Here is a 23,942-nt window from a genome sequence, read left to right as displayed (position 1 = left end):
TGTATGGGTGGAACTGACCCCACGCTTCGACCGTTTCTCTGGCGCGCGGCCAACCTGTACCCGGACACCGAAATCGTCTCGCGGACGGGGCAGGGCATCGAGCGGTACGACTACGCCGAGTTCGAAGAGCGGACCGGCCGGTTGGCGAACGCGCTCGATTCGGCGGGCGTCACGTCGGGCGACCGGGTGGCGACGTTCTGCTGGAACCACCACCGCCACTTCGAGACGTACTTCGGCGTGCCCAACTCGGGCGCGCAGTTGCACACCATCAATCCCCTGCTCCCGGACCACCACATCGAGTACATCGTGGAGAACGCGGACGACCGACTGCTGTTCGTGGACCCCTCCTTGGTGGAGAAGTTGGAGGGACCCGCCGAGTCTGACGCGTTCGAGAGCGTCGAGCAGTTCGTCGTGATGGGCGAGGAGGTGCCCGACACGTCGCTCGAACCGGTCACGGACTACGAGTCGTTCGTCGGCGACGAGTCCGCAGAGTACGACTGGCCGGACCTCTCGGGCGACACGAAGGCTGGGATGTGCTACACCTCCGGCACGACGGGCAAGCCGAAGGGCGTCGAGTACACCCAGCAGATGCTCTGGTCGCACACGATGGCGTCGCTGACGCCCCAAGGACTCGACTTCGACGAGTCCGACGTTATCATGCCGGTCGTGCCGATGTTCCACGTCAACGCGTGGGGGATGCCCTACTCCGCGACCGCGGCGGGAGCCAAGCACGTCTACCCCGGCCCGGCACCGGAGCCTGCCGACTTGGCGAAACTCATCGAGAAGGAAGGGGTCACGTTCACCGCGGGCGTCCCGACTGTCTGGCTCGGCCTCCTCGAATACTTAGAGGAGAACGACGCGGACCTCTCGTCGCTCGAAACTATCGTCATCGGCGGGAGCGCCGCGCCCGAGGCCATCATCCGGCGCTTCGACGAGGAGTACAACGTGGACGTGCTCCACGCGTGGGGCATGACCGAGACTTCGCCCATCGGGACCGTTTCGCACCTCAAGGACGGGATGGACGACTGGGACGCCGACGAACGCTACGAGAAGCGCGGCAAGCAGGGTCTCATCGTCCCCGGACTGGAGTTCAAGGTCGTGGACGACGACGGCGAGCAGGTACCGTGGAACGGCGAGGATTTCGGCGAACTCTACATCCGCGGGCCGTGGGTGACACAGGAGTACTTCGAGCGCCCCGAAGCGAACGAAGAGGAGTTCGAGGACGGGTGGCTCAAGACCGGCGACGTGGTGACGGTCGATACCGAGGGCTACGTCAAAATCGTGGACCGCGCGAAGGACGTTATCAAGAGCGGCGGTGAGTGGATTTCGTCGCTCGAACTCGAAAACGCGCTGATGGCCCACGACGACGTGGCCGAGGCGACGGTCATCGGCGTCCCCCACGAACGCTGGCAGGAGCGCCCCGTGGCCTTCGTGGTCCCGGTCGAGGGGGCCGACGAGGAGGCCATGCGCGAGCAAATCATGGCCGACATCCGAGCGGAGTACCCGCGCTGGTGGGCACCCGACGAACTCGTCTTCATCGACGAGGTGCCCAAGACCGCGACCGGGAAGTTCGACAAGAAGGTCCTGCGCGAGGAGTACAGCGACGAGTCGCTGGTCGAGGGCCGGGTGCCCGAGGAGGCCGCGCCGGACGAGGAGTGAACAGAACGACGCAGGCGAATTTCTACGCGTTCCGTTTCGGGACCCCACCGACCACCCGGTGCGTGCTGGCGCGGCGCGCTAACGAGCGCGCCGCGCCGACACGCGCGAGGGCCGAGGACCACAGGCCCGTGGCCGAGGACCGCAGGCGGTTGGGGAGGACGAGGCGCGGTGGGCGCGGTCGCGGTGCTGTGCGGGAGACTCCGTTTTGTCGGCGATAGCGCGGTTCAAGGTGCTGTCGGCGGCCACAGTGTGGTTCGCGGCGTGAGTTATCGTGATCGGCGGTCGGAGTGTGGTTCCCGGTCCCCGGTGGCTCCCGAACTCGAAGCCGAAACCGAATCTCCTCGACAGCCCCGAAATATAACCCAGTACAGCCCTACCTCCTCTCATGGAACTGCTGGCAGACGACATCGTTCCGGAGTACGCCCGCGAAGTCAAGCACGAGGCCCGCGAGTTCGCCGAGGAGTACATCGCGCCCAACGCCGAGGAGTACTTCCGCGAAGCGAAGTATCCCGAGGACATCCTCGAAGCAGGCCAAGACGCCGGACTCGTCGCCCAAGACCTCGGCGAGGAGTTGGGCGGCCGCGGCCTCGACGTGGTGCAGATGCTCGCCGTCGCCGAGGAGTGGTTCCGGGCGGACGCCGGAATCGCGCTCTCGCTCCAACTCGCCAGCTTCGGCGCGGAAATTGTGGAGAAACACGGCACCGACGAGCAGAAAGAGGAGTACCTGCGGCCCGTCGCCGAGGGCGACCAGATAACCGGCCTCGCGGTGTCGGAACCCGACACGGGGAGCGACCTCTCGGGGATGCAGACCACCGCCGAGAAGGACGACGAGACCGGCGAGTGGGTGCTGAACGGCGAGAAGTACTGGATCGGAAACGGCGTCGAGGGCGACTGGCTCACGGTGTACGCCCGGACCGGCGACGACGAGGACAACCGCTACGGCAACCACTCGCTGTTCATCGTGCCGACCGACGCCGAGGGGTACGACGCCGAACACATCCCCGAGAAGATGGGGATGCGCGCGAGCAAGCAGGCTCACATCGTCTTCGACGACTGCCGGATTCCCGAGGAGAACATCGTGGGCTACGAGGGCGCGGGATTCATGCTCCTCGCCGAGTTCTTCAACTTCGGCCGGGTCGTCGTCGCGGGTCACGGTCTCGGTCTCGCGGCCGCCGCCTTCGAGGAGGCGTGGGAGTTCGTCCACGGCCGCGAGGAGTTCGGGCGCACAATCGCGGACTTTCAGGCGGTCCAGCACGGCCTCGCGGACATGCGCACCGAGTTCGAGTCGGCGCGCGCGCTGACCTACCGCGCGGCCGAGAAGGTCCGGGACGGCGAGAACGAGGGTCTGTGGGCCGCGATGGCCAAGACGAAGGCGACCGAGACCGCAACCGACTGCGCCGAGCAGGGGATGCAGTTCCACGGCGGGCGCTCCATCCTGACCGACCGGCGCATCGCGCGGGTCTACCGCGACGTTCGCATCCCGGTGGTCTACGAGGGCGCGAACGAGATTCAGCGGAATCTCGTCTATCGGCAGTCTTGAGCCACATTTACAAACCCTAAAACCACATATAGGTTTCTTTCACGAGTATACGGCTGTCTTCTGATAGCATTTATGCGGCTGTCGGCCGTGAGGGAAGCCGTGACTCCCACCGAACTCAGGGCTGCGATGCCAGCGTTGGACGGGACGACGTACATGAACACCGGCGCGGCGGGGCCGAGTCCGACGAACGTCGTGGAGGCCGTCGAGTCCTGCGTCGAGCGCCACGAGTACGACGCGCCGGGCGAGGAGGGCATGTACCCCTGCGCGTTCGACGTGTTCGACGAGACGCGCGAGACCGTCGCGGACCACTTCGGCGTGGACAGTGACGAAATCGCGCTGACACAGAGTACGACCGACGGCATCAACCGCATCGCGGCCTCCTTCGACTGGGAACCGGGCGACACCGTGGTCCGGACCGACCTCGAACACTCGTCGGGCATCCTGCCGTGGAAGCGCCTGAAGCGTCACGGCGTCGAGGTCGAGGTAGTCGAGACCGAGGAGGGCCGCCTCGATATGGACGCCATGAAGTCGGCGGTGCGGGACGCGAAACTCGTCTGCCTGAGTTCGCTGACGTGGAGCCACGGCACGCACCTACCGGTCTCGACGGTCGCCGAACTGGCCCGCGACGCCGACGCGCGCCTCCTCGTGGACGCCGTGCAGTGCCCCGGCCAGATGCCGGTGGACCTCCGCGAGTGGGGTGCGGACTTCGTGGCTGGCGCGGGCCACAAGTGGTTGCTGGGACCGTTCGGCGCGGGGTTCGTCCACGTCAGCCCCGGCGCGGAGGAGGCCCTCGAACCGGCCCACGTCGGCTATCGGAGCGTCGAGGACCCCAACGCCGAGGAGTACGCCTACGAACCCGGTGCCCACCGCCTCGAAGTCGGCACGGTCTCGCCCGCGCCGTACGCCGGACTCGCGGAGGCCATCGAGACCATCGAGAGCGTGGGCTACGAGACGATTCAGGGGCGAATCGAGGAACTGACCGACCGACTCAAGGAGGGCATCGAAGACTCCGAGACCGCGCGACTGCTGAGTCCCCGCGAGTACGAGTCGGGTCTCGTCACCTTCGCAGTCGCGGACCCCGACCCCGAGGCGTTCGTCGAGGAGTTAGCCGACGATAACGTCCGGATTCGGTCGCTCCCGTTCCCCGAGAACGCGGTCCGGGCGTCGGTCCACGTCTTCAACACCGCCGAGGACGTGGACGAACTGGTCGGGTGGCTCTGAGGACGAGTCGCTACGGACGTTCGCGCAGGTTCCGGCGACCGCAAAAGGCGATTGGCGGGCGATACGACTGAGTCGGGTCGTTTCAACAAGTGACGTAGGACGGCGGACACTTGACCTCGGTCGGGAACAGGAAGAACATCTTTGTCACCTCCTTGCTAGACTACAGAGTCTTTGAATTAATAATTTTTCTAGAGTATTTTACATTGGGGTAGAATCCGCTATTCAGTTCTCACGTTTCCCAGAAGGCCAAAGCCGGGAACCCGATGGGCTTGCTCGTCGCTGGCTTCTCGTGAACACCGATAAACAGCGGTACGAGAGCGAGGCGGCCGGGCGACAGCGAGGCGTCTACGGAGATATTCGGGCGACCGTCCGCGCGTCGATAGTCAGTTAGATTTTCCGGACGGTAATGGCCAACAACCCCGAGTTCACTCGGTGCCTCTGGGGACAGGTCGAGTCCGCGTTCGAGACGCGGACCTTCGGTCGGCAATCGGTCGCTCTCCTCGGAGAACGCGGTTCCGGCGTCAATCCACGTCTTTACCACCGCCGAGGACGGGGACGAACTGGTCGCGTGACTCTGAGTCGAGCCGAACCCCTACAAAAACCGGTCGTTTGCGAGCGATACCAGACTGCTGGCCAGCGGCGGACTGCTAGCGCTAACAACCGTTGTCGATGTACGGATCACAGACGTGGAGCGGATTGAATCCAAACATGGTCTCACCTCCGCAGGAAATTTCGAGGCGGATAAATATAATATCAATGGCTAGCTTGTCGCATTTAGTAGCGCTCAAGCGAGCGGAGCCGTCGGGGAAGCGGGACTACACCGCCGCGCCGGGCCGGTACTCGCCGAACACGTCGCGCATCACGCCGCAGATTTCGCCGACCGTCGCGTAGGCTTTCACCGCGTCCACGATATAGGGCATCAGGTTGTCGTCGCCCTCGGCGGCCTCGCGGAGCGCGTCGAGTTTCGCCTCGACCGCCTCGTCGTCGCGGTCGTCCTTGACGGCGTTCAGGTGGTCTATCTGGCGCTGTTCGTCCTCCTCGGTGACTTCTTGGATGTCCACCTCGGGCTCCTCGTCCACCTCGAACTCGTTGACGCCGACGATGACGCGCTCTTTCTCCTCGATTTCGCGCTGGCGCTCGTAGGCCACGTCCTGAATCTGGCGTTGGACCCACTGGTCCTCGATGGCCTGCAACATCCCGCCCTTCTCGTCTACCGTGTCGAGAATGTCGAAGGCGTCCTCCTCGACGCCGTCGGTCAGACTCTCGACGTAGTAGCTTCCCGCCAGCGGGTCGATGGTGTCCGCGGCACCCGACTCGTGGGCCAGAATCTGCTGAGTCCGGAGGGCGGTCCGGACGCTCTCCTCGGTCGGGAGCGCGAGCGCCTCGTCCTTCCCGTTGGTGTGGAGGCTCTGAGTTCCCCCGAGGACGGCCGCGAGCGCCTGATACGCCACGCGGACGATGTTGTTGTCCACCTGCTGGGCGGTCAGGGTCGAACCGGCGGTCTGGGTGTGGAACTTCAACTGCTTCGATTTGGGGTTCTCGGCACCGAATCGCTCGTCCATGATTTGGGCCCACATCCGGCGCGCGGCGCGGAACTTGGCGACCTCCTCCAGAATGTTGTTGTGAGCGTTGAAGAAAAAGGAAAGTTGGGGCGCGAAGTCGTCCACGTCGAGTCCGGCGTCCATCGCGGCCTCGACGTACTCGATGCCGTTACCGAGCGTGAACGCCAGTTCCTGTGCCGCGGTCGCGCCCGCCTCGCGGACGTGATAGCCCGAGATGGAGATGGTGTTGAATTTCGGCGTCTCGTCGGCGCAGAACTCGAAGATATCGGTGATGATGCGCATCGACGGTTCGGGCGGGTAGATGTAGGTGTTGCGCGCGATGTACTCCTTCAGCAGGTCGTTCTGGATGGTTCCCCGAAGCTCCTCCCTATCGACGCCCTGCTTGTCGCCGACCGCGACGTACATCGCCAGCAGGACCGAGGCGGGCGCGTTGATGGTCATCGACGTGGACACCTCGTCCAGCGGGATGCCGTCGAAGACGGTCTCCATGTCGTGCAGCGAGTCGATGGCGACGCCCGACTTGCCGACCTCGCCCGCGGCCATGTCGGCGTCGGAGTCGTAGCCCATCTGGGTCGGCAGGTCGAACGCCATCGAGAGGCCCGAGGAGCCGTTCTCGATGAGATAGTGGAACCGCTCGTTGGTCTCTTCGGGCGTGCCGAACCCGGCGTACTGGCGCATCGTCCAGAGCCGCCCGCGGTGCATGGTGGAGTACGGACCACGGGTGTAGGGCTCCTCGCCGGGGAACCCCAAATCCTCGTCGTAGTCCAAGCCCGCCACGTCGTTGGGGGTGTAGATGCGCTCTACCTCTTGGCCGCCCGTGTCGGTCGTGAACTCGTCTTTGCGTTCGCCGAACCGCTCGACCGTGGGACCGACCGTCTCCTCGTCCCACTCCTCGCGTGCCTCGCGTATCTCCTCGAGGTCGTCGGCGTCGAACATTGTGTGAATCGACGGCCGGGGCGGTCTTAACACTTGTCGGAACGGTCGCGGGTCACGCAGACCGTGGGAAATCACGCGGGCCCTGCGGGTCACGCGGACCGTCGCGCGTCGCCGAGAGCGTATCCGGGGTCGAACCGTTCGCGGTCGAACGAATCGGAGGAGTCGGCGGTGAATCGGTTCGGCTCGAAATACTGTCGGCCGCCCTAACTCGTCACAAAAGTTGTACGGATAACATATATGTGTAAGGTGCGACTCATTGGGCTACAACACTTGTAGTAAAAACACCAAAATTATTTATAGTCTATGTTTGTCTAACTCTACCTATGGCGGACGACCAATCCGAGAAAGCAGTTAGTTCAGTTTCACGACGACGCTTCGTTCAAGCCGCCGGAGCGACCGGGACCGCCGCGAGCCTCGCCGGTTGTACCGGTGGCGGCGGTGGCGACTCGACGGCGACGACCACCTCGTCGGGCACCGGCGGCGGCACGACGACCATCCAGATGGCGACCGACTCCGACTTGGCTGGCATCGAGACCAAGTTCAACAAGTGGCTCCACGAGGCTGGCCTCTCGAAGGACGTGAAGGTCGAAACTATCGCCGGGTCAGACATTACCGGAAAACGACAGGACAAGTACACCCAGTGGCTCTCGTCGGGCCGCAAGAAGCCCTCGCTGCTGATGATGGACAACGGATGGACGCTCCCGTTCATCGTCCGCAACCAGTTGCTCAACCTGAGCGAGGAGATTCCGGAGACGACCAAGATGGTCGAAGACGAGTACTTCGGCGCGAGCGTGAACACCACGAAGGGACCGAACGGCGACATGTACGCCGTGCCGCTGTTCCCGGACCTGCCGACGATGCAGTACCGCAAGGACCTCGTGCAGGACGCGGGCTACGACACGTCCGACTGGGCGACCAACTCGATGACGTGGAAGCGCTTCTCCGAGATTACCGCCGACGTGAAACAGCAGAGCGACGTGGACTACGGGTTCACGTTCCAGTTCAAGTCCTACGGTGGCCTCTCGTGCTGTACCTTCAACGAGTTCCTGTCGAGTTTCGGCGGGACGTACTTCGGCGGCCTCGACAACCTGTTCGGCCCGGTCGGCGACCGACCAATCACCGTGGACGAGAAACCGGTCGTCGATTCGCTCCGGATGGTCCGGACCTTCGTCAACGGCCAAGACGACGAGTACAGCCTCGACGGCATCACCGGCGACATCTCGCCGCAGGCCGTCCTCCAGTGGTCCGAGGAGCCCTCGCGAAAACCCTTCACCAGCGGCAACGCCGTGATGCACCGCAACTGGCCCTACTCGGTCAACACCAGCGGTGCCGACGAGAACCTCGGCGAGAACCTCGGCGTCATGCCCATCCCGCACGGCGTTTCCCCGGAGAACGCCAAGTACGAGGGCACCGGCGGCGCGGTCGCCGCGCTCGGTGGCTGGCACACCACGGTCAACCCGAACACCGAGAAGAAGGACATCGCGCTGGAGATCGTCAAGCTCCTGACCAAGAAGGAGATGCAGTACAACCTCCTCGAGGAGATCGGCTGGATGCCGCCCCGCCCGCCGATGCTCGAATCGGACAAGGCGAAGAACATCCCCGTCATGGGTCGCTACATGGAGACGTTCCAGAAGGCCGGTCAGAACGCGATTCCGCGGCCCGTGACGGCGGTCTGGCCCCAACAGCGGAGCAAGATCGCCCAAGAGGCCAACGCCACCGCCGCGGGCCAGAAGGCCCCGAAGAAGGCCATGACCGACCTCAAGAAGACGCTCAAGCAAATCGAGGACAGCGTCTAAGCCCCTCAGAATGGCCACCGAACAATCGAGCGACGACTTCGAGCGCGAGAGCCGCCGGAGCGGCCCGTACGTCCGCGCCGTCCGCTGGATGGAGAATCTCGGCGACGCGGCCTTCGCGTACCTGCTTCTAGCTCCGGCGCTGCTCATCCTCGGCGTCATCGCGTTCTGGCCGTTGGTCCGGACGTTCGAGCTGTCGCTCCACGCCGACCAACTCGTCGGAACCGGCACGGTCGGCGAGTACGTCGGACTGACGAACTACGTCGAGTTGCTCACCGGCCAGCGGTCGGCCCTGCTGGTGCGACCGCTGATTCCGACCGTGACGTGGAGCGACCAGTTCCCGTTCTTCCACGGCATCCAGAACCCCTTCACGGCGGCGCTGACGGTGACGTTCATCTTCACCATCGTGAGCGTCTTGGTGGAGACCGTCATCGGGTTCGGACAGGCGCTGGTGCTGGATCAGGACTTCCGGGGCCGACGCTGGGTCCGGGTCGCCATCATCCTCCCGTGGGCGGTCCCCATCGTGATTCAGGGGATGATCTTCTTCCTGCTGTTCCAGCCCAACATCGGGTTCCTCGTGGACCCGCTCCAGAATCTGGGCGTGTTCAGCGCGACGCCGCTGTCGAACAGCGTGGACTCGTTGCTCATCCTCGTGGTCGCAGACGTGTGGAAGACATCGGCGTTCATGGCCTTGCTCATCCTCGCGGGCCTCCAGAGCATCGACCGCAACCTCTACGACGTGGCTCGGGTCACGGGCGCATCCAAGTGGCAGCAGTTCAAGATGATTACGCTGCCGCTGGTCCTGCCGACGGTGCTGGTCGCGATGCTGTTCCGCACCATCGGCGCGCTCCGGATATTCGGCCTCATCGAAACTGTGACGAGCTGTAGCACGGTGCCGTCGCTGTCGTGTCTGGTCGTCTCGGCGTTCAGTTCGCGCCAGTACGGGACCGCGGCCGCAGTCGCGTTCATCACCGCGGGCATCATCGCCGTCGCGGTGTCGGTCTACATCGCCAAGTTCGCCGATACGCAGGGAGGTGGCGTCTGATGGCACAACAGTCGGACACCGCCGGACTGGACGCCGACGCGAACTCCTCGCAGGGACCGTTCGGTCGGTGGGCCTCGAAGGCCATCCAGAATCCCAAGCGCGTCTACCGGGCGATGTTCTACGTCGTGACCGCGTTCTTCCTGTTCACGACGCTGTTCCCGTTCTACTGGCTGTTGGTGCTGGCGGTGACGCCCAACGAGGCCATCACGAGCTTCGGCTTCCCGCCGGTGCCCCACGGGTTCAACCCCGGTGCGTTCATCACCATCTTCGAGACGGTGCCGTTGCACATCTACGTGCTGAACAGCTTCGTCCTCGGCCTCGCCACGACCGCCATCGTGCTGGTCATCGCCAGCCTCGCTGGCTACGTGTTCGGCCGACTCGACTTCCCCGGACGGCGGCCGCTGATGTTGCTGATACTGGCGGTGTCGTACTTCCCGCCGGCGGCGTTCCTGCTGCCGCTGTTCCAACTGTTCACCGGTAACGTCGATATCGGTCTGTTCGGCGTCGCGGTGTCGAGTCCGAACCTCTACAACACGCCGATACCGATGGTGATGCCGTTCACGGCGCTGTTCATGCCGCTGTCGATCTTCATCCTGACGACGTTCTACGGCCAGATTCCGGACGGGCTGGAGGACGCCGCGCGCATCGAGGGAACGACGCGACTCGGCGCGCTGTTCCGAGTCATCATGCCTCTGTCGGCACCCGGCGTGGCGACGGCGGGCGTGCTGACGTTCATCTCGGTGTACAACGAGTTCTTCTTCTCGTTCCTGATGAACGACGGGCAGGTCGCCTCGAAGCTGACCCAGTTCTTCGCCTCGCAGAACAACTGGGCACCGCTCGTACAGGGCATTCTGGCGTATCAGGGCCAGTACTCACAGATGTACAACTTGATGGCGGCCGCGAGCATCGTCGGCGTGCTTCCGGTCGCGGTGCTGGTCGTCATCGCACAGGAGAAGATCGTGAGCGGACTGACCGCGGGAGCGCTCAAGGAGTGATTCCACGATGGGAGACGTAAACTTAGACGACGTGACGAAAGCGTACGGCGACGTGGTGGCAGTGAACGAGATGAACCTCGAAATCGAGGACGGCGAGTTCGTCACCTTGGTCGGCCCGTCGGGGTGTGGCAAGTCCACGACGCTGGAGACTATCGCCGGACTGACGAAACCGACCTCCGGCACCATCTCCATCGCCGACCGCGAGGTGACCGATCTACCGCCGAAGGACCGTGGGATAGCGATGGTGTTCCAGAACATCGCGCTGTTCCCGCACATGGACGTGTACGACAACATCAGCTTCGGCCTCCGCCTTCGGGACTACCCGAAAGACGAGATAGATCGACGCGTGGACCGCGCGGCCGACATCGTGCAGTTAGAAGGGATGTTGGACCGGATGCCCGACGAGATGTCGGGCGGTCAGCGCCAGCGGGTGGCCATCGCGCGAGCCATCGTGCGGGAACCCGAGGTGTTCCTGATGGACGAACCGCTGGCGAATCTGGACGCGAAACTGCGCGTCCACATGCGGACGGAACTCCAGCGCCTCCACAAGGAACTGGACACCACCATCATCTACGTGACCCACGACCAAGCCGAAGCGATGACGATGTCCGACCGCATCGCCATCATCGACGGCGGCGAACTCCAACAGATCGACCCGCCGCTGGTCTGTTACAACGAACCGGCGAACCTCTTCGTCGCCGGGTTCATCGGCTCGCCCTCGATGAACTTCGCCGAGGGCGAAGTCACCGCGACGGGCCTCTCGACGCCCGACTTCGACGTGGCCTTCGACCCCGAGGAGTTCGGCGTGGAACCCGGCGACGACGTGACGCTGGGCATCCGGCCCGAGGACGTGCATCTCGCCGACGCCGCGGCGGGCGTCCCCAACCGGACCCAACCCATCGACGCGACGACCGACGTGTTGGAACCGATGGGCGACGAGATATTCGTCTACCTCCTCACGGGCGAGGGCGGCGAGGACACCGCGATGGGCGGCGACGCCGCGGACGTGGACCAGTTGCTCATGTCGGTTGACCCCGACAGCGACCTCGACGAAGACGAGTCGGTCGATGTCGTCTTCGACCGCGAGAACGTCCACCTCTTCGACACGCGGACCGGCGAGGCCATCACGCACTCGCTGGTCGCCGACGAGGCCGACGCGGCGACCGACGGCGAAGCGACTCCCGCGGAGGGCGACGACTGATGTCGGAGGCGGCGCTGGTGTACTTCGGCGCGGGGTCGCTCCTGTTCGTCTTCTGGGCGTACGGCATCGTGTCGTTCGTCCTCGACTGTAAGAACAAGTTCTTCCCGGCCGCCGCGCAGTTGGTCGCCAACTGGCGGGCGCGTCGGCGCGAGCGGTCCAGCGACGACGAGCGAGAACAGCGCGAGAAACAGCTCTACTGACAGCTTCACCCCAATATTTCGAGAGAGTTACGATAGAGATGACGAGAGACGCTTCACAACGTACGATTCGAGTCGGTATCGTCGGACTGGGTGGCATCGGCCACCATCACGCAGAACGCATCGCGGACACGGCGGGGCGACTGGTCGGCGGCGTGGACATCAGCCCCGACGCCCGGAGTCGCTTCGCGTCGGCCTACGACGTGCCCACGTTCGAGACCTTCGACGCCCTCTACGACGAGGGCATCGACGCGGCCATCGTCACGACGCCGAACAAGTTCCACGAGGAGTACGCCGTTCAAGCCTTGGAGTCGGGCGTGGACGTACTCTTGGAGAAACCGCTGGCCAACACGCTCGAAAGCGCGGAACGCATCGCCGAGGCGGCCCGCGACGCCGAGGCGTTCTGCATGGTCGGGTTCAACAATCGGTTCAGCCCCGCCGTCGAGGTGTTCAAGTCCTACCAGCGGGAGGGTCGGTTCGGCGAGTTGAGCCACGTCGAGGCCAACTGGGTCCGGCGGCGCGGCATCCCCGGTCGCGGGTCGTGGTTCACCGCCGAGGAGGTCTCTGGCGGCGGTGCCCTGCTGGACATCGGGGTCCACGCCATCGACCTCGCGCTCCACTTTCTGGACTTCCCCGAAGTGGTCGAGGTCACGGGCGACACCCGTTCGGAGTTCGGTGACCGCGACGACTACACCTACCTCGAAATGTACGGCGAGGACGTGGACGACCCCGAGTTCGACGTGGACGACCACGCCTCGGCGTACATCCGGACCGCCGACGGCAAGTCCGTCTCGCTGGAAGTCGCGTGGGCGACCAACCGCCCGCCGACCAACGAGTTCGTGGTGCAGGGGACCGACGGCGGTGCCACCTTCGACCGCGAGTCGGGCGACTTGACGCTCCATGAGGTGAGCGACACCGGCGCGCCACACTTCGTGGACACCGAGGTCGATACCCGGAGCAACGACACCCACAAGCGCGAACAGCGGGCGTTCTTCGAGGCTGTCCGCGCGGGCGAGGCCCCCGAGCGCAACACGGTCGAGGAGGCCCTGACCGTCCAGCGCGTCATCGACGCCATCTACCGGTCGGCCGAGACCGGTCGCGCGGTCGCGGTCGCGGACGAGAGCGGTGCCGAGACGCCCGAGAAGGTACGGCAGTAATCACCCAGACTTTCACCAATCATGGACGTAGGAGTACTCACCGTTCCGTTCGGAGGAGATTCGCTCGAAGAGACCGCGGAGTACCTCGCCAGCATCGGCGTGGACGCCGTCGAACTCGGCTGTGGCGGCCACCCCGGCGAGGACCACCTGCCGCGAAGGGAGTATCTGGACGACGACGAGGCCCAGTCGGAACTGCTGAACTTGCTGGACGAGTACGGCTTGCGCATCTCGGCGCTGGCGACGCACAACAACCCGCTCCACCCCGACGACGCGACCGCCGAGGAGGCCGACACCGAGTTGCGCGAAGCCATCGAACTCGCCGCCCAACTGGACGTGAACACGGTCACGTGTTTCTCGGGGCTTCCCGCGGGAGGTCCGAACGACGAGACGCCCAACTGGATTACGGCACCGTGGCCGACCGAACACGCCGAGGCCCACGAGTACCAGTGGGAGGAGGTCGCCATTCCCTACTGGCGGGACCTCGCGGACCACGCGGCCCAATCCGGCGTAGACGTGGCTATCGAGATGCACCCGAACATGCTGGTCTACGAACCCTCGGGGATGGCTCGCCTGCGCGAGGCGACCAACGAGCGCGTCGGCGCGAACTTCGACCCCTCGCACCTCTACTGGCAGGGTATCGACGCGACCGAGGCGATTCGGTTCCTCGGCGAGCGCGACGCCATCCATCACGTCCACGCCAAGGACACCCGAGTCTACGACGCCGAGGCCCGGACGAAGGGCGTCCTCGACACCACCTCCTACGACGAAGTCGAGGACCGCTCGTGGCTCTTCCGCTCGGTGGGCTACGGCCACGACGAGGACCACTGGAAAGACGTGGTCAGCACCCTCCGGATGGTGGGCTACGACGGGGCGCTCTCCATCGAACACGAGGACGCGCTGACCAGTTCCCGCGAGGGACTGGAGAAGGCCGTGGACCTTCTCCAGCGCGCCGTCTTCCGCGAGCAACCCGGCGAGGCATACTGGGCGGAGTGACCAGCGCGGACTGACCTCGACGGCGCTTTTTGCGAGTTCCCGATTTCTCGAACCAGTCGATTTCCGTTCGGTCCGAACCACCCGAAAACTGCGTTCTGAGACGACCCTCTCACACGAGAGCCACCGAGTTTACCCGCGTCGCTGGCCTTCTCCTCTACGTATCATGAGTACGAACTCGCTCAGTCACCTGTTCCAGAACGAACTGAAAGACATCTACGACGCCGAGCAGCGCATCGACGAGGCGCTCGGCGAGATGGCCGACGAGGTCGAACACGACGAGATAGCGCAGGCGTTCCGCGACCACCAGCAGGAGACCGAGGGCCAAATCGACCGCCTCGAACAGGTCTTCGACATGATAGACGCCTCGCCCGGCGACGAGGAGTGCGAGGCCACGCGGGGCATGATAGAGGAACACGACGAGTTTCTCTCCTCGAACCCCGAGCAGGGCGAAATCGACGTGTTCGACGTGACCGCGGGCCAGAAGACCGAACACTACGAGATAGCGACCTACGGCAACCTCGCCAAACTCGCAGACAGACTCGACTTGGACGAGGCGGGCGACCTCCTGCACGAGAACCTCGAAGAGGAGGAGGCGTTCTTGGACCGCCTCGTCGACCTGACCGAGAACTACGACTACGACCAGTTGACCTGACGACGGTCGAGTCGGTCGCCCGTTCTATTTTACTCAGGAGATGAGTGCGTCCGGGACGAACGCGGACGCGACGATTGCGTCGGCCAAGAAGAGGACGAACGCGAATCCCTCGTCGAACTCGTGTCCCTCGGTCGTGACCGAGGCGTAGACGTACGCCGCAAGGCTGAGGACCATACCGGCGACCTCCCACTGCGAGAACATAAATTTGGATACATCGGCCGAAAGCCCGCGGGAGTCGCGTCGCGCTCCGACGGGACTCGGGAGCGTCGCCCGTCGCGCTACCCGGTGTCGTACTTGTAGGTCGCGCTGTTGGGGTCGATACCGAAGTCCTCGGCCGATTCTTCCGGTTCGGGTTCCTCCTCGTGTGGCTGGGCGCGCTTGAACCGCTCGCGCAGGCGGTCTGGCATGACGAACTCGCTCGCGTCCAGCACCATCCCCACCGCGTCGGGGTCGGTCCCGTCGCGCTTGGCGTCGAGGCGCTCGCGCAACTTCTCGGGCAGGTCGCTCGACTCGACGCCGCGGAAGCCGAACTGCGAGAGGTAGTCGGTCGCGCCAGTTAGCGCGAACACGGCATCGAAGCCGTGGTCGCGGGCCTGCTCGACCAGTCGCTCGACCACGTGCGCGCCGACGCCCTGCCTGCGCCACGACTCCAGCACGCCGATGCTGGTGAGTTCACAGAGTTCCCGGTCGTCGGTCTTGTGGATGCGGATGCGACCGAACCCCGCCTTCTCGCCGGAGGTCTCGTCGATGGCGACTACGTAGTCGCGGGAGCGGAACGCAGTTTCGTCGAGACCCATCTCCTCGATGTGGTCCAACAGCCAGACCTCCTCTCTGTTTTTCGCGTCCCGGACGTACATGGGCGTGAGTTGGCCGTCAGAGCGTAAAAAGCTGTGGCGCGAGGAGTTGAAAGCACTCCACTCGACGAGCAAAGCGGCTTTCACTCGTGTACGTTGCCCAGTTCAGATAGAATATGCAGAGTCAAAACAGCGGCTACGAGAAGTTGTATTCCCTGCAGTAGTCGATTCTGGTATCTCCCCGTTACGAAATTGTATCCCGAGATTACGGCGACGCCGACGAGTAAGAAGACGGCGACCACCGCGAACGCGCTATTTGCTTCGACCCATCCGGCGGTCTCTTCGTCCATCGGTCGTAGCAACGAGGTTACAGTCCACCCGTCACTTCGTCCAGTCGGTTCACGACCTGCTGGAGGTCGGCCTCGTCCTCGATGGCGTCCCGGACGCGCTCGCGCTGGCGGACCTCCGCGGCGCTCGCGCCGTAGGCCCGGACGTACTCCGCACGCGAGTGTTCGTCGAAGGCGTGGCGAATGGCGAAGTAGCCGTCGGGGACCACCGAGCCACAGACCTTGCACTCGCGGCGCTTGTGGTCGGTCGTCTGATGCACTATGGCCTCCTCTACGTCGTCGAACTCCTCGTCGCAACCGTCGATGCCGCACTCCCAGTCGCTCATTAGCGGGTGGTCGAAGGCCCGCGACAACAACCTTTCGGCACCGCAGTCGGGGGCGCTCCTCGGGCGAAACGTCCCGCGGCCACCGAACGGATATTTAATATAAATGGGGTTCTTTGATGGCCGTGGGCCTTTTTCCTGAGAATAGCTATCACCATCCATGGGTGAGGATAACCCAGAGTTCGATTCCGGTCGGCGCAAGTTTCTTCAAGCAAGCGGAGCAGGGGCGGTGGCGCTCTCGTTCCCCGGCGCGGCGGACGCCGCGGACGGAGCGACCGAGGAGACCGCGACGGTAGTCCAAGCGACCGACGCGACCGCCCAAGACGTACAGAGCGGCGGCATCTTCACGATGGGGATGGGCCAACAGCCCAAGGGACTGAATCCGCTCTCCACGTCGTCGGCGTACTCGTGGGCGATTCTGGACATGGTGTACGACGCCGGGACCGTGGTGGACCCGGTGGAGTTCGGCGTTCGGCCGAACCTCTACACCGATTGGACGGTCGAAGTCCCGGACGGCAAGGCGAACCCACAGCCCGACGTGTACTTCGACGTTCGCGAGGGGGTGACGTGGACCGACGGCGAGGAGTTGACCGTCGAGGACGTGATTTTCACCTACAACTACCTGAAAGAGCAGGAGCCGGGGCGCTACGCCGCGACCATCCAGCCCATCAAATCGGTCCAGAAGGCCTCGAAGGGCGACTGGGACGTACACATGAAGCTCAAGAAGCCCATCGGGACCTACGCGAGCAGTCAGCTCGCGGTGCCCATCCTACCGAAACACGTCTGGTCGGACGTGAACAACTATCAGCAGTACACCCCGACGCAGAACGGCGGGCCGGTCGGGACTGGGCCGGGCACGGTCACGAAGTACGCCGAAGCGACCGCGATAGAGGTCGAGTTCCGCGACGACTACCCGCTGGGCGACCTCGGGTGGCGTGACGAGGTGGACAAACTCATGTCCGGCGGACCGTTCCTCGACGCGGTTCGATTCAAGATATTCGGGAGCGACTCGGCGCTCCAACAGGCGTTCCTTCGGGGAGGCATCGACAGCGTCTACAGTTCCATCAACGTCTCGAAGATTTCGAAGGTCAAGAGCAATCAGGGCCAGAAGCTGGTGCCCGGCTACGACACCGGGTACAACTACTTCGCGTACAACATGCGTCGCCAGCCGTTGGACGACGCGACGTTCCGGCAAGCGACCTCGATGGTGTTCGACGACTACTACTGGACCGAACGCCTGCAGGAGGGCTACGAGTACATGGGCGACTTCGTGATGCCGCCGGGCTTCTCGGCGGTCAGGCCCGAGCAGGCGGTCGAGAACGCGGAACTCCTCGAATCGCCCGCGACCAACGCCTTCGAGTTCCGCCAGAAGGAACCGGGCGTGCCCGACTACGACGCCATCAAGTCGTTCCTCACCGAGGGGCGAGTCATCGACGGTGACTCGGGCAACTACGTCGGCAAGCAGTACCCCGGCACGCTGACGGGCGTCACAGGTGGCCAATCGAAGGGGAAACACGACTACAGCTTCGGGCCGGTCCGGTCGCAGGTCCTCCGACAGAAGCAGGGCGTCCAAGAGGAGATTCGGGTCAACGGCAAGACGATTCCCGAAATCAAGGGCGGCCCGCTGCAGGTACTCATCTACCCCGCCAAGGACACGCCGAAGATGTCCAAGATGGCGGCCCGGTGGGTGGACATGATGCAGAAGCTCGGCATCCCGGCGGTCACGAAGGTCATGACGTTCAACACGATGCTCGGCCGGGTGTACGCCCAAGAGGACTTCGACATCTACCCGATGGCGTGGAGCGACCTCTCGCCGTTCGCGACGGGGACCCTCTACAACATTTTCCACAGCGACAACGCCGACGACCACTCCGAGAAGGAGGGGTACGACCAGCAGAACACCACGACCCAACTCAACAACGCGATGGGCTACGGACTCGGCGACGCCGGGGCCGACGACCTCATCTCGCGCGCTCGCTCGACCATGGAGTCCGAGAAGCGTAACCGAATCGCGCGGAAGGCGATAGAGCGCATCTACCTCGACTTCCCGTACATGGTCATCGGCTACGACAAGCTGACGTGGCCGGTCAACAGCGCGAAGTTCGGCGGCTTCGTCCCCGAGATTCCCGGTCCGGGAGCCGCGAACCTCTCGGTCCAACTGATGCAGATTCACCAGACGGGCGATGGCGGCAACGGTGGTAGCGGTGGCGGCGGCAACGGTGGTAGCGGTGGCAGTGGCAACGGTGGCGGTAACGGCGGAAACAGTACCGGTGGCGGCAACAGCACCGGCGGCGGAAACTAACCGCCGAGGAGACCCCGACTCTTACTCGAACAGCGCGGGCACCTCGCGGAGCGACCCGACGCGGTGGTCGGGGCGCACCGGGTCGTCCGCGCTCGCAGTCCCTCCGTCCGCGTTCCCGTCTCCGTCGCGCTCGCCGACGTAGACGCCGGTGAACCCGGCGCGTTGGGCGGGGCGCACGTCTCGGTCGAGGTCGTCGGCGACGAAGGCGTACTCGTCGGCCGGAATCGCGTCCCGCGCGGCCGCGAAGATTTCGGGGTCGGGCTTGCCCGCGCCGACCTCGGCCGAGACGACGACTGCCTCGAAGTAGTCTGCGAGTCCGTGGACCGCGAGTTTCCGGCGCTGTCCGCGCCCGCCGCCGTTCGTCAGCACGCCGAGCGCGACGGGACGCTCGCCGCCCGCGAGCGCGTCGAGAGCGTCGCGGGCACCCGGCCGGAGTTCGGTCGCGGCCGCCTCGCGCTCGGCGTAGCTCTCGGCCAACTGCTCGGCGGGCGGGCCGAGGGCGAACTCCTCGCGGAGGTCGGCCATCGCCGCGCGGTAGGGGTCGGCGCGGCAGTCGCCCAAGTGGTCGAAGAACGCCTCGGTGAAGTACTCGTGGCGCTCGGCGTCGGCGCGGACGCCGTGGGAAGACAGGGCCTCCTCGAAGAGCGCGCCGAAATCGTCGGGGAGCGCGACCAGCGTGCCGTCGAGGTCGAAGAAGACTGCTTGCACGTCGTTGTGAATCCGGGCTTTTGAATAAAGAAGCTAACGGGTCTACCTATACGAAACATAATAAGTACAATACTCACATGTTTTTATAAATAAAATAATCATTCTATAGTTAGATTTAATAGTGAATGTTGTGAATGGGCGTGTGGAGGTAAAATCATGATTAACATCAGTCTCTTCGACAACACCTGGTGCCCCCACTGCAGGCGCCTCTGAGTCAGGAGCGTACTCGCGGAGTGTTGGGTTTAAAATACCGCGGTGGCGGTCCTACGCGCCGCGGAACGACGATACTTTTTGAGTAACACTAAACCCTGACGGAGCGGTATTTCCTCACATGTACATCGACCACGTTGGAATCGCGACCGAGGAGGCCACCGACCTCGCGGACCTGTACGCCGACCTGTTCGACGCGCCGGTCGCCCACGAAGAGGAGTTCGACGGACTCCGAGTCGTCTTCCTCGAATTCGGCGACAGCTACTTCGAGTTGCTCGAACCGCTCGAAGACGGGACCGTCTCACGATACCTCGACAGCAACGGGCCGGGCATCCACCACGTCGCCCTCGAAACCGACGACATCGAGGCGGCGCTCGACACCGCCCGCGACCACGGCGTCGAACTGATAGACGACGAACCCCGGCCCGGCGCGTGGGGCCACGATGTCGCGTTCCTCCATCCGAAATCGACCGGCGGCGTGTTGATAGAGTTCGTAGAACACTGAATCGTTACTCGGGCGGCGGGGTCGTCGTCTCCGGCGACCACGACTCGGCCCGGCGCTCGTTGGCGGGAAGCAGACGCTCCGGCGGTTCGGCGAACCAGCCTGCGCCGTCGAGTTCGCCCGGTTGGACCGTTATCGACCCGCCCTCGTAGGTCGCGTCGAAGAAGGCGTAGAGGAAGTGAATCCGACGGTCGTCCTCGGCCTCCGAGACGACCGTGACGTGCCGGACCAGAAAGCAGTCGGTCGGTTCGCACTCGACGCCGGTCTCCTCGCGGACTTCCCGGCGGACGGCCTCCTCGTGGGTCTCGTCGCCCTCTAGTCCGCCGCCAGCGAGGCCCCACCGGTCGGCTCCTCGACCGAGAATCATCAGCGCGCGCTTCCGGTCGTCCTCGGCCTCGGGCGGCATCGACTCGGTGAGGTCGGCGGCCTCGTCCGGTCGCCGGACGACCCACGCGTAGGCCCCGCCGACGTAACCGTCTCTCGCCTGCTGGACCTCGCGCTCGAACCGCTCGGGCGACCGGTTCCACGTTCGCTCCTCGACGGGCACGTCGCCGTACCCGTCGAGCAGGCGGTCCATCCGTCGCTCGACGGTCCGCTCGTTGATTTCGGTCCGCATAGATTCGCGAGAATGTGTCGGGCGTTGATACGGTTTCGGGTTCGACTCCGAGAGTCGCTACGCGTCCGGCGCGGGACCGAAGTTCTCGGTCTTGGCGTCGTCGGCATCGACGTTCGCCGCGTCGAGGGCCGCCATCGCCCGGTCCAAGAAGTCGGCGAAGCCGTAGACGAACGTCTGGCCCCGCGCGTCCGCGAGGAGTTCCAGTACCTCCTCGTCGCTCACGTCGTCGGTGACGACGACTTCCGCGCCCGCGTCGGCGAGCGCGGTCAGGCGCTCGTCGTGGACCGGGTCGGCGTCCTCGTAGACGACCGTCACCGTCGCGCCGTCCTGCTGTGCGCGCTCACCGATACCCACCGCGGGACCGACGCCCGGCCCGCCCGCGAGGACGACGACGCTCTCCTCGTCCTCGTAGTAGGCGTCGCCGAAGGGACCCGCGACTTGGACCGTCTCGCCGGGTTCGAGGGCCGCGAGGTAGGGACTGAGCGACCCTTCCGGGTCCACCTCCACGGTGGTCTCGAACGTCTCGCCCACGTCGGGCGACGAGAGCGTGTAGTGGCGCGTGACCTCCTCGCCGTCTATCGTCGCGGCCAACTGGACGAACTGGCCCGGACGGGCGTCGAACTCCGGGGGCGTCTCCAGCGTGAGCGCGATGGTGTCGGTGCCGACCGTCTCGACCGAGCGGACCGCGACTTCGGTTCCGTCCATGCGTGTCGCTTGCCGAGGAGAGAACAAAGAGTCTGCGACTCCGCGGTCCGGTTCGGCGTTACCGGTCCACCGGCGTCGGCGTTACCGAACCTCCGGCGTCGGCGTTACCGGACCGCCGAACCGCTACCGGACCACCGTCACCGTGACCGCGCCGCAGGCGCACTCGTAGGCGCGGCGCTCGCCCGCGTCGGTCGTCATCCGGAGCATCAACTCGTTCTCGCCGAGGGTTCGCTCGCAGTTCCGACCGTCGCAGACGCACCGTAGGTCTTCGAGCATGACGGAGGGTCGTCCCGCCATCCTACTTAAATTGTGCCAAGGCCGCGGTGAAAGTGAAAGTGGTCGTCCGCGGGACGCAAAACCTATCTGGTGTGGGTTTCGTTCACCGAGTATGTCCCTGACCGACTGGACGGGCGCGGCAGTCGCCCCGTCCGCGGGCGACGAGCCACCCGCCCCCGACGAGTGGCACCCCGTGGACGTGCCGGGCCGCCCCGAGCGGTTCGCCGACGCCGACTGCGTGGCCTACCGGACCGAGTTCGGCGACCCCCGCGACGGCGACGAGCGCGCGACCCTCGAACTCCGCGGTCTGTTCGCGCAGGCCCGCATCTGGCTGAACGGCGACCTGCTTGGCGAACACGAGACGTACTTTTGCCCTGCGAGATACGAGCTGGACCTCGACGCCGACAACGAACTGGTCGTGGAGTGTCGCGCTCCCGACGAGTTCGGCGGCGTCTACGCGACCGACCGCGTGCCCGACGAGCGCGCCGTGCCCGGCATCTGGTGGGGCGCGGACCTCGAAACCCACCCCGAGACGTTCGTTGACGACCTCTCGCTCACTCCTCGGCGGACCGACGAGGGCGCGGTCGTGGACGCCGAAATCGCGGTCGAGGCGGGCGAACCGCTGGACGACCGCATCTCGCTGTCGGTCCGCCCGCAGGGGTTCCGGGGCGGCGGCGTGATGGAGCGCGCGAAAGTCGAGACCGACGGTCCCGAGCGCACCACGGTCACGAAGACCCTCGAACTCCGCGACCCGGCCTACTGGTGGCCCGCGGGGTTCGGTCCTCAGCATCAGTACGCGGTCCGGGCGAAACTCGGCAACTCCGAGCGTGTCGTCCAGACCGGCCTCTGCGATGTCAGCGACGGAGACGACCACGACGGTCTCGTCGTCAACGGCCAGCGCGTCCCGGCCCGCGGGTTCTCTCTCCTCCCGACGGGCGACCCGACGTGGGACGTAGAGCGCGCCGCGAACGCCAACGCGAACCTCGTGCGCGCGTACGGTCACGTCCCGTCCGCGGAGTTCTACGAGGCCGCGGCCGACGCGGGCGTGTTGGTCTGGCAGGACCTCCCGCTCGTGGGACCCGCCGCGGCCGACCCCGACGAGGCGTCGGCGCTGGCCGGGGCGGTCTCCTCGGCGGTCGAGCGCCACCCCTGCGTGGCCGCGTTCGGCGTCCGGGCCGACCCGACCGACCACCTCGCTGGCGTCGGCCCCTCGCGACTCGCGCGCTACAAAGTCCGCTGGCGGGCGTGGCGCGCGAGCTACGACGACGCCGCGGACCACGAAATCGCCGAGAAGTTCCCCGACGGAACGCCGGTCTTCCCGGTCTCCGGCGAACCGGGGATCGACGCCGACGCGACCCACGTGTACCCCGGCTGGCAGTTCGGTACGCCCGGCGATACCAACTGGGTACTGGACAAGTACGACTGCGACGGCGCGGTCGGCGCGTTCGGCGCGGGGTCGCTCGTCACCGACGACGGTCACGACGCGGCCGGGTTCGACGCCGACGCACACGGGTCGTACGTCGGGTCCGGTGGCGCGTCCGGCGGAGCGTCCGACGACGAGTCGCCGGTCGAGGCCTCCCAAGCCTATCAGGCTCGCGTCCTCAAGAGCGTGACCGAGACGCTTCGGCGACGGCGGAGCGGTCTCCTCGCGGCCGACGCGCTCCGAGACACCGACGACGGCGCGGGCATGGGCGTGCTGTCGGCCGACGGGACCGAGAAGGCTGGCTACGAGGCGATGGCCTCGTCGCTGGAACCCGTACAGGTCGTCTTGGACGCCTACCCCGCGCCCGGCGACACCCGAACGCTCGTCGTGGTCAACGACACGCCCGAAGCCGTCTCCGGGACCGTCTCGTGGACCGCGGGCGGACAGACCGGCGGGAGCGACGTAGCGGTCGACGCCCTCGGCAACGAGGAGGCGGGCACGCTGACCGTCCCCGGAGACGCCGACCGCGTCGAACTGTCGTTCGGCGGGACCGACGGCGGCGTCCGGAACGTCTATCCGCTGTAGCTCGCTTCGAGGCGCTGTCGCTCGGAGCGTCGTCGGTCGGTCCACCGTCGGTCGTACCGCTCGCAAGGAACCGTCGGCGGGCGATTCGGTCGGGGGCTCCTCGGCCGTTCGTCCGGCGTTTCGTCGGCGGTTCTTTATATCCCCCTGAGAAGTGTGGGAACGGCTTACACGGCCGTTAGCGGGCGTGTGAACCGTTTCCA

General features: G+C 65.3%; 24 protein-coding genes. 15 read left to right on the top strand and 9 right to left on the bottom strand.

Translation table 11 applies throughout. The annotated features are described in order from the left end of the window. Positions 1–3: 3 nt before the first annotated feature. The 4 genes from EPL00_RS03100 (at position 4) to EPL00_RS24140 (ending at position 5,120) form a co-directional block, all read left to right on the top strand. Positions 4–1,659 carry a long-chain fatty acid--CoA ligase gene (locus tag EPL00_RS03100; protein ID WP_135851881.1) on the top strand — a complete coding sequence of 552 codons (1,656 nt, stop codon included), beginning with the start codon at positions 4–6 and terminating at the stop codon, positions 1,657–1,659. Positions 1,660–2,044: 385 nt separating this feature from the next. Continuing rightward, positions 2,045–3,199 carry an acyl-CoA dehydrogenase family protein gene (locus EPL00_RS03095; protein ID WP_135851882.1) on the top strand — a complete coding sequence of 385 codons (1,155 nt, stop codon included), beginning with the start codon at positions 2,045–2,047 and terminating at the stop codon, positions 3,197–3,199. A 99-nt stretch (positions 3,200–3,298) separates the two neighbouring features. Then, on the top strand, positions 3,299–4,420 hold the full coding sequence (locus tag EPL00_RS03090; protein ID WP_135851883.1) for an aminotransferase class V-fold PLP-dependent enzyme: 1,122 nt from the start codon (positions 3,299–3,301) through the stop codon (positions 4,418–4,420). 391 nt (positions 4,421–4,811) lie between these two features. Next, positions 4,812–5,120 (top strand): halocarboxylic acid dehydrogenase DehI family protein, encoded by a 309-nt coding sequence (locus EPL00_RS24140; protein WP_368407933.1) that lies wholly within the window; start codon positions 4,812–4,814, stop codon positions 5,118–5,120. 115 nt (positions 5,121–5,235) lie between these two features. On the opposite strand, the gene EPL00_RS03080 is transcribed toward EPL00_RS24140, so the two are convergent. Beyond that, positions 5,236–6,918: an acyl-CoA mutase large subunit family protein gene (locus EPL00_RS03080; protein ID WP_135851884.1), complete on the bottom strand. Its 1,683-nt coding sequence runs from the start codon at positions 6,916–6,918 to the stop codon at positions 5,236–5,238. Between the two features lie 323 nt (positions 6,919–7,241). Here EPL00_RS03080 and EPL00_RS03075 point away from each other — a divergent pair, with 323 nt between their 5' ends. The 8 genes from EPL00_RS03075 to EPL00_RS03040 all read left to right on the top strand — a co-directional run bounded on the left by EPL00_RS03075 (position 7,242) and on the right by EPL00_RS03040 (position 14,951). Continuing rightward, complete coding sequence (locus EPL00_RS03075) at positions 7,242–8,714, top strand: extracellular solute-binding protein (protein WP_135851885.1); 1,473 nt, start codon at positions 7,242–7,244, stop codon at positions 8,712–8,714. Positions 8,715–8,724: 10 nt separating this feature from the next. Then, positions 8,725–9,756 carry a carbohydrate ABC transporter permease gene (locus EPL00_RS03070; protein WP_135851886.1) on the top strand — a complete coding sequence of 344 codons (1,032 nt, stop codon included), beginning with the start codon at positions 8,725–8,727 and terminating at the stop codon, positions 9,754–9,756. Further along, positions 9,756–10,751, top strand: coding sequence for a carbohydrate ABC transporter permease (locus EPL00_RS03065; protein WP_135851887.1), 996 nt, complete (start codon positions 9,756–9,758; stop codon positions 10,749–10,751). The genes EPL00_RS03070 and EPL00_RS03065 overlap by 1 nt, the downstream gene beginning before the upstream one ends. 7 nt (positions 10,752–10,758) lie before the next feature. Next, positions 10,759–11,952 (top strand): ABC transporter ATP-binding protein, encoded by a 1,194-nt coding sequence (locus EPL00_RS03060; RefSeq protein ID WP_135851888.1) that lies wholly within the window; start codon positions 10,759–10,761, stop codon positions 11,950–11,952. After that, on the top strand, positions 11,952–12,152 hold the full coding sequence (locus EPL00_RS03055; protein WP_135851889.1) for a hypothetical protein: 201 nt from the start codon (positions 11,952–11,954) through the stop codon (positions 12,150–12,152). Before EPL00_RS03060 ends, EPL00_RS03055 begins: the two co-directional genes overlap by 1 nt. Before the next feature lie 38 nt (positions 12,153–12,190). Beyond that, positions 12,191–13,306: a Gfo/Idh/MocA family protein gene (locus EPL00_RS03050; protein WP_135851890.1), complete on the top strand. Its 1,116-nt coding sequence runs from the start codon at positions 12,191–12,193 to the stop codon at positions 13,304–13,306. 21 nt (positions 13,307–13,327) lie between these two features. After that, a complete protein-coding gene (locus tag EPL00_RS03045; protein WP_135851891.1) occupies positions 13,328–14,299 on the top strand; it encodes a sugar phosphate isomerase/epimerase family protein in 972 nt (323 codons plus the stop codon). A 163-nt stretch (positions 14,300–14,462) separates the two neighbouring features. Further along, positions 14,463–14,951 carry a DUF892 family protein gene (locus EPL00_RS03040; protein WP_135851892.1) on the top strand — a complete coding sequence of 163 codons (489 nt, stop codon included), beginning with the start codon at positions 14,463–14,465 and terminating at the stop codon, positions 14,949–14,951. 33 nt (positions 14,952–14,984) lie between these two features. Here EPL00_RS03040 and EPL00_RS03035 read toward each other — a convergent pair whose 3' ends face one another. The 4 genes from EPL00_RS03035 to EPL00_RS03020 form a co-directional block, all read right to left on the bottom strand. Beyond that, a complete protein-coding gene (locus EPL00_RS03035; RefSeq protein WP_162224137.1) occupies positions 14,985–15,125 on the bottom strand; it encodes a hypothetical protein in 141 nt (46 codons plus the stop codon). Positions 15,126–15,229: 104 nt separating this feature from the next. Further along, entirely contained in the window at positions 15,230–15,808 is a 579-nt protein-coding gene (locus tag EPL00_RS03030; RefSeq protein WP_135851893.1) for a GNAT family N-acetyltransferase, read from the bottom strand. A gap of 80 nt (positions 15,809–15,888) precedes the next feature. After that, entirely contained in the window at positions 15,889–16,095 is a 207-nt protein-coding gene (locus EPL00_RS03025) for a hypothetical protein (protein WP_135851894.1), read from the bottom strand. A gap of 17 nt (positions 16,096–16,112) precedes the next feature. Beyond that, on the bottom strand, positions 16,113–16,418 hold the full coding sequence (locus tag EPL00_RS03020; RefSeq protein WP_135851895.1) for a DUF7565 family protein: 306 nt from the start codon (positions 16,416–16,418) through the stop codon (positions 16,113–16,115). Between the two features lie 157 nt (positions 16,419–16,575). Between EPL00_RS03020 and EPL00_RS03015 the strand changes: the two genes are divergently transcribed. Further along, positions 16,576–18,717: an ABC transporter substrate-binding protein gene (locus tag EPL00_RS03015; protein WP_135851896.1), complete on the top strand. Its 2,142-nt coding sequence runs from the start codon at positions 16,576–16,578 to the stop codon at positions 18,715–18,717. Between the two features lie 21 nt (positions 18,718–18,738). Here EPL00_RS03015 and EPL00_RS03010 read toward each other — a convergent pair whose 3' ends face one another. Continuing rightward, positions 18,739–19,425 (bottom strand): HAD family hydrolase, encoded by a 687-nt coding sequence (locus EPL00_RS03010; RefSeq protein WP_162224136.1) that lies wholly within the window; start codon positions 19,423–19,425, stop codon positions 18,739–18,741. Positions 19,426–19,756: 331 nt separating this feature from the next. On the opposite strand from EPL00_RS03010, the gene mce reads away from it, so the two are divergent. Then, positions 19,757–20,140, top strand: coding sequence for a methylmalonyl-CoA epimerase (mce, locus tag EPL00_RS03005; protein WP_135851898.1), 384 nt, complete (start codon positions 19,757–19,759; stop codon positions 20,138–20,140). A gap of 4 nt (positions 20,141–20,144) precedes the next feature. Here mce and EPL00_RS03000 read toward each other — a convergent pair whose 3' ends face one another. The 3 genes from EPL00_RS03000 to EPL00_RS23430 form a co-directional block, all read right to left on the bottom strand. Beyond that, a complete protein-coding gene (locus EPL00_RS03000) occupies positions 20,145–20,753 on the bottom strand; it encodes an NUDIX domain-containing protein (protein ID WP_135851899.1) in 609 nt (202 codons plus the stop codon). 57 nt (positions 20,754–20,810) lie between these two features. Then, the gene (locus tag EPL00_RS02995) at positions 20,811–21,458 is read right to left on the bottom strand and encodes an FAD-dependent oxidoreductase (protein WP_135851900.1); all 648 of its coding nucleotides are present in this window, start codon (positions 21,456–21,458) and stop codon (positions 20,811–20,813) included. Between the two features lie 123 nt (positions 21,459–21,581). Further along, positions 21,582–21,734, bottom strand: coding sequence for a hypothetical protein (locus EPL00_RS23430; RefSeq protein WP_202932533.1), 153 nt, complete (start codon positions 21,732–21,734; stop codon positions 21,582–21,584). Between the two features lie 112 nt (positions 21,735–21,846). On the opposite strand from EPL00_RS23430, the gene EPL00_RS02990 reads away from it, so the two are divergent. After that, positions 21,847–23,742 carry a glycoside hydrolase family 2 protein gene (locus tag EPL00_RS02990; RefSeq protein WP_162224135.1) on the top strand — a complete coding sequence of 632 codons (1,896 nt, stop codon included), beginning with the start codon at positions 21,847–21,849 and terminating at the stop codon, positions 23,740–23,742. Positions 23,743–23,942 lie beyond the last annotated feature (200 nt).

It is taken from the genome of Halorussus salinus (assembly GCF_004765815.2).
GTDB classification, from domain to species: Archaea; Halobacteriota; Halobacteria; order Halobacteriales; family Haladaptataceae; genus Halorussus; species Halorussus salinus.
Note: the sequence above shows the minus strand (reverse complement) of the source record. Positions and strands in the feature narration are given on the sequence as shown.

What these genes read in the sequence shown, in the direction of transcription:
- EPL00_RS03030 (WP_135851893.1), bottom strand. Translation starts at nt 15,808, where the DNA reads ATGTACGTCCGGGACGCGAAAAACAGAGAGGAGGTCTGGCTGTTGGAC.
- EPL00_RS03035 (WP_162224137.1), bottom strand. Translation starts at nt 15,125, where the DNA reads ATGGTCCTCAGCCTTGCGGCGTACGTCTACGCCTCGGTCACGACCGAG.
- EPL00_RS03015 (WP_135851896.1), top strand. Translation starts at nt 16,576, where the DNA reads ATGGGTGAGGATAACCCAGAGTTCGATTCCGGTCGGCGCAAGTTTCTT.
- EPL00_RS03065 (WP_135851887.1), top strand. Translation starts at nt 9,756, where the DNA reads ATGGCACAACAGTCGGACACCGCCGGACTGGACGCCGACGCGAACTCC.
- EPL00_RS02995 (WP_135851900.1), bottom strand. Translation starts at nt 21,458, where the DNA reads ATGGACGGAACCGAAGTCGCGGTCCGCTCGGTCGAGACGGTCGGCACC.
- EPL00_RS03025 (WP_135851894.1), bottom strand. Translation starts at nt 16,095, where the DNA reads ATGGACGAAGAGACCGCCGGATGGGTCGAAGCAAATAGCGCGTTCGCG.
- EPL00_RS02990 (WP_162224135.1), top strand. Translation starts at nt 21,847, where the DNA reads ATGTCCCTGACCGACTGGACGGGCGCGGCAGTCGCCCCGTCCGCGGGC.
- EPL00_RS03100 (WP_135851881.1), top strand. Translation starts at nt 4, where the DNA reads ATGGGTGGAACTGACCCCACGCTTCGACCGTTTCTCTGGCGCGCGGCC.
- EPL00_RS03000 (WP_135851899.1), bottom strand. Translation starts at nt 20,753, where the DNA reads ATGCGGACCGAAATCAACGAGCGGACCGTCGAGCGACGGATGGACCGC.
- EPL00_RS03020 (WP_135851895.1), bottom strand. Translation starts at nt 16,418, where the DNA reads ATGAGCGACTGGGAGTGCGGCATCGACGGTTGCGACGAGGAGTTCGAC.
- EPL00_RS03095 (WP_135851882.1), top strand. Translation starts at nt 2,045, where the DNA reads ATGGAACTGCTGGCAGACGACATCGTTCCGGAGTACGCCCGCGAAGTC.
- EPL00_RS03050 (WP_135851890.1), top strand. Translation starts at nt 12,191, where the DNA reads ATGACGAGAGACGCTTCACAACGTACGATTCGAGTCGGTATCGTCGGA.
- EPL00_RS03080 (WP_135851884.1), bottom strand. Translation starts at nt 6,918, where the DNA reads ATGTTCGACGCCGACGACCTCGAGGAGATACGCGAGGCACGCGAGGAG.
- EPL00_RS03075 (WP_135851885.1), top strand. Translation starts at nt 7,242, where the DNA reads ATGGCGGACGACCAATCCGAGAAAGCAGTTAGTTCAGTTTCACGACGA.
- EPL00_RS03040 (WP_135851892.1), top strand. Translation starts at nt 14,463, where the DNA reads ATGAGTACGAACTCGCTCAGTCACCTGTTCCAGAACGAACTGAAAGAC.
- EPL00_RS03060 (WP_135851888.1), top strand. Translation starts at nt 10,759, where the DNA reads ATGGGAGACGTAAACTTAGACGACGTGACGAAAGCGTACGGCGACGTG.
- EPL00_RS23430 (WP_202932533.1), bottom strand. Translation starts at nt 21,734, where the DNA reads ATGCTCGAAGACCTACGGTGCGTCTGCGACGGTCGGAACTGCGAGCGA.
- EPL00_RS03045 (WP_135851891.1), top strand. Translation starts at nt 13,328, where the DNA reads ATGGACGTAGGAGTACTCACCGTTCCGTTCGGAGGAGATTCGCTCGAA.
- EPL00_RS03070 (WP_135851886.1), top strand. Translation starts at nt 8,725, where the DNA reads ATGGCCACCGAACAATCGAGCGACGACTTCGAGCGCGAGAGCCGCCGG.
- mce (WP_135851898.1), top strand. Translation starts at nt 19,757, where the DNA reads ATGTACATCGACCACGTTGGAATCGCGACCGAGGAGGCCACCGACCTC.
- EPL00_RS03055 (WP_135851889.1), top strand. Translation starts at nt 11,952, where the DNA reads ATGTCGGAGGCGGCGCTGGTGTACTTCGGCGCGGGGTCGCTCCTGTTC.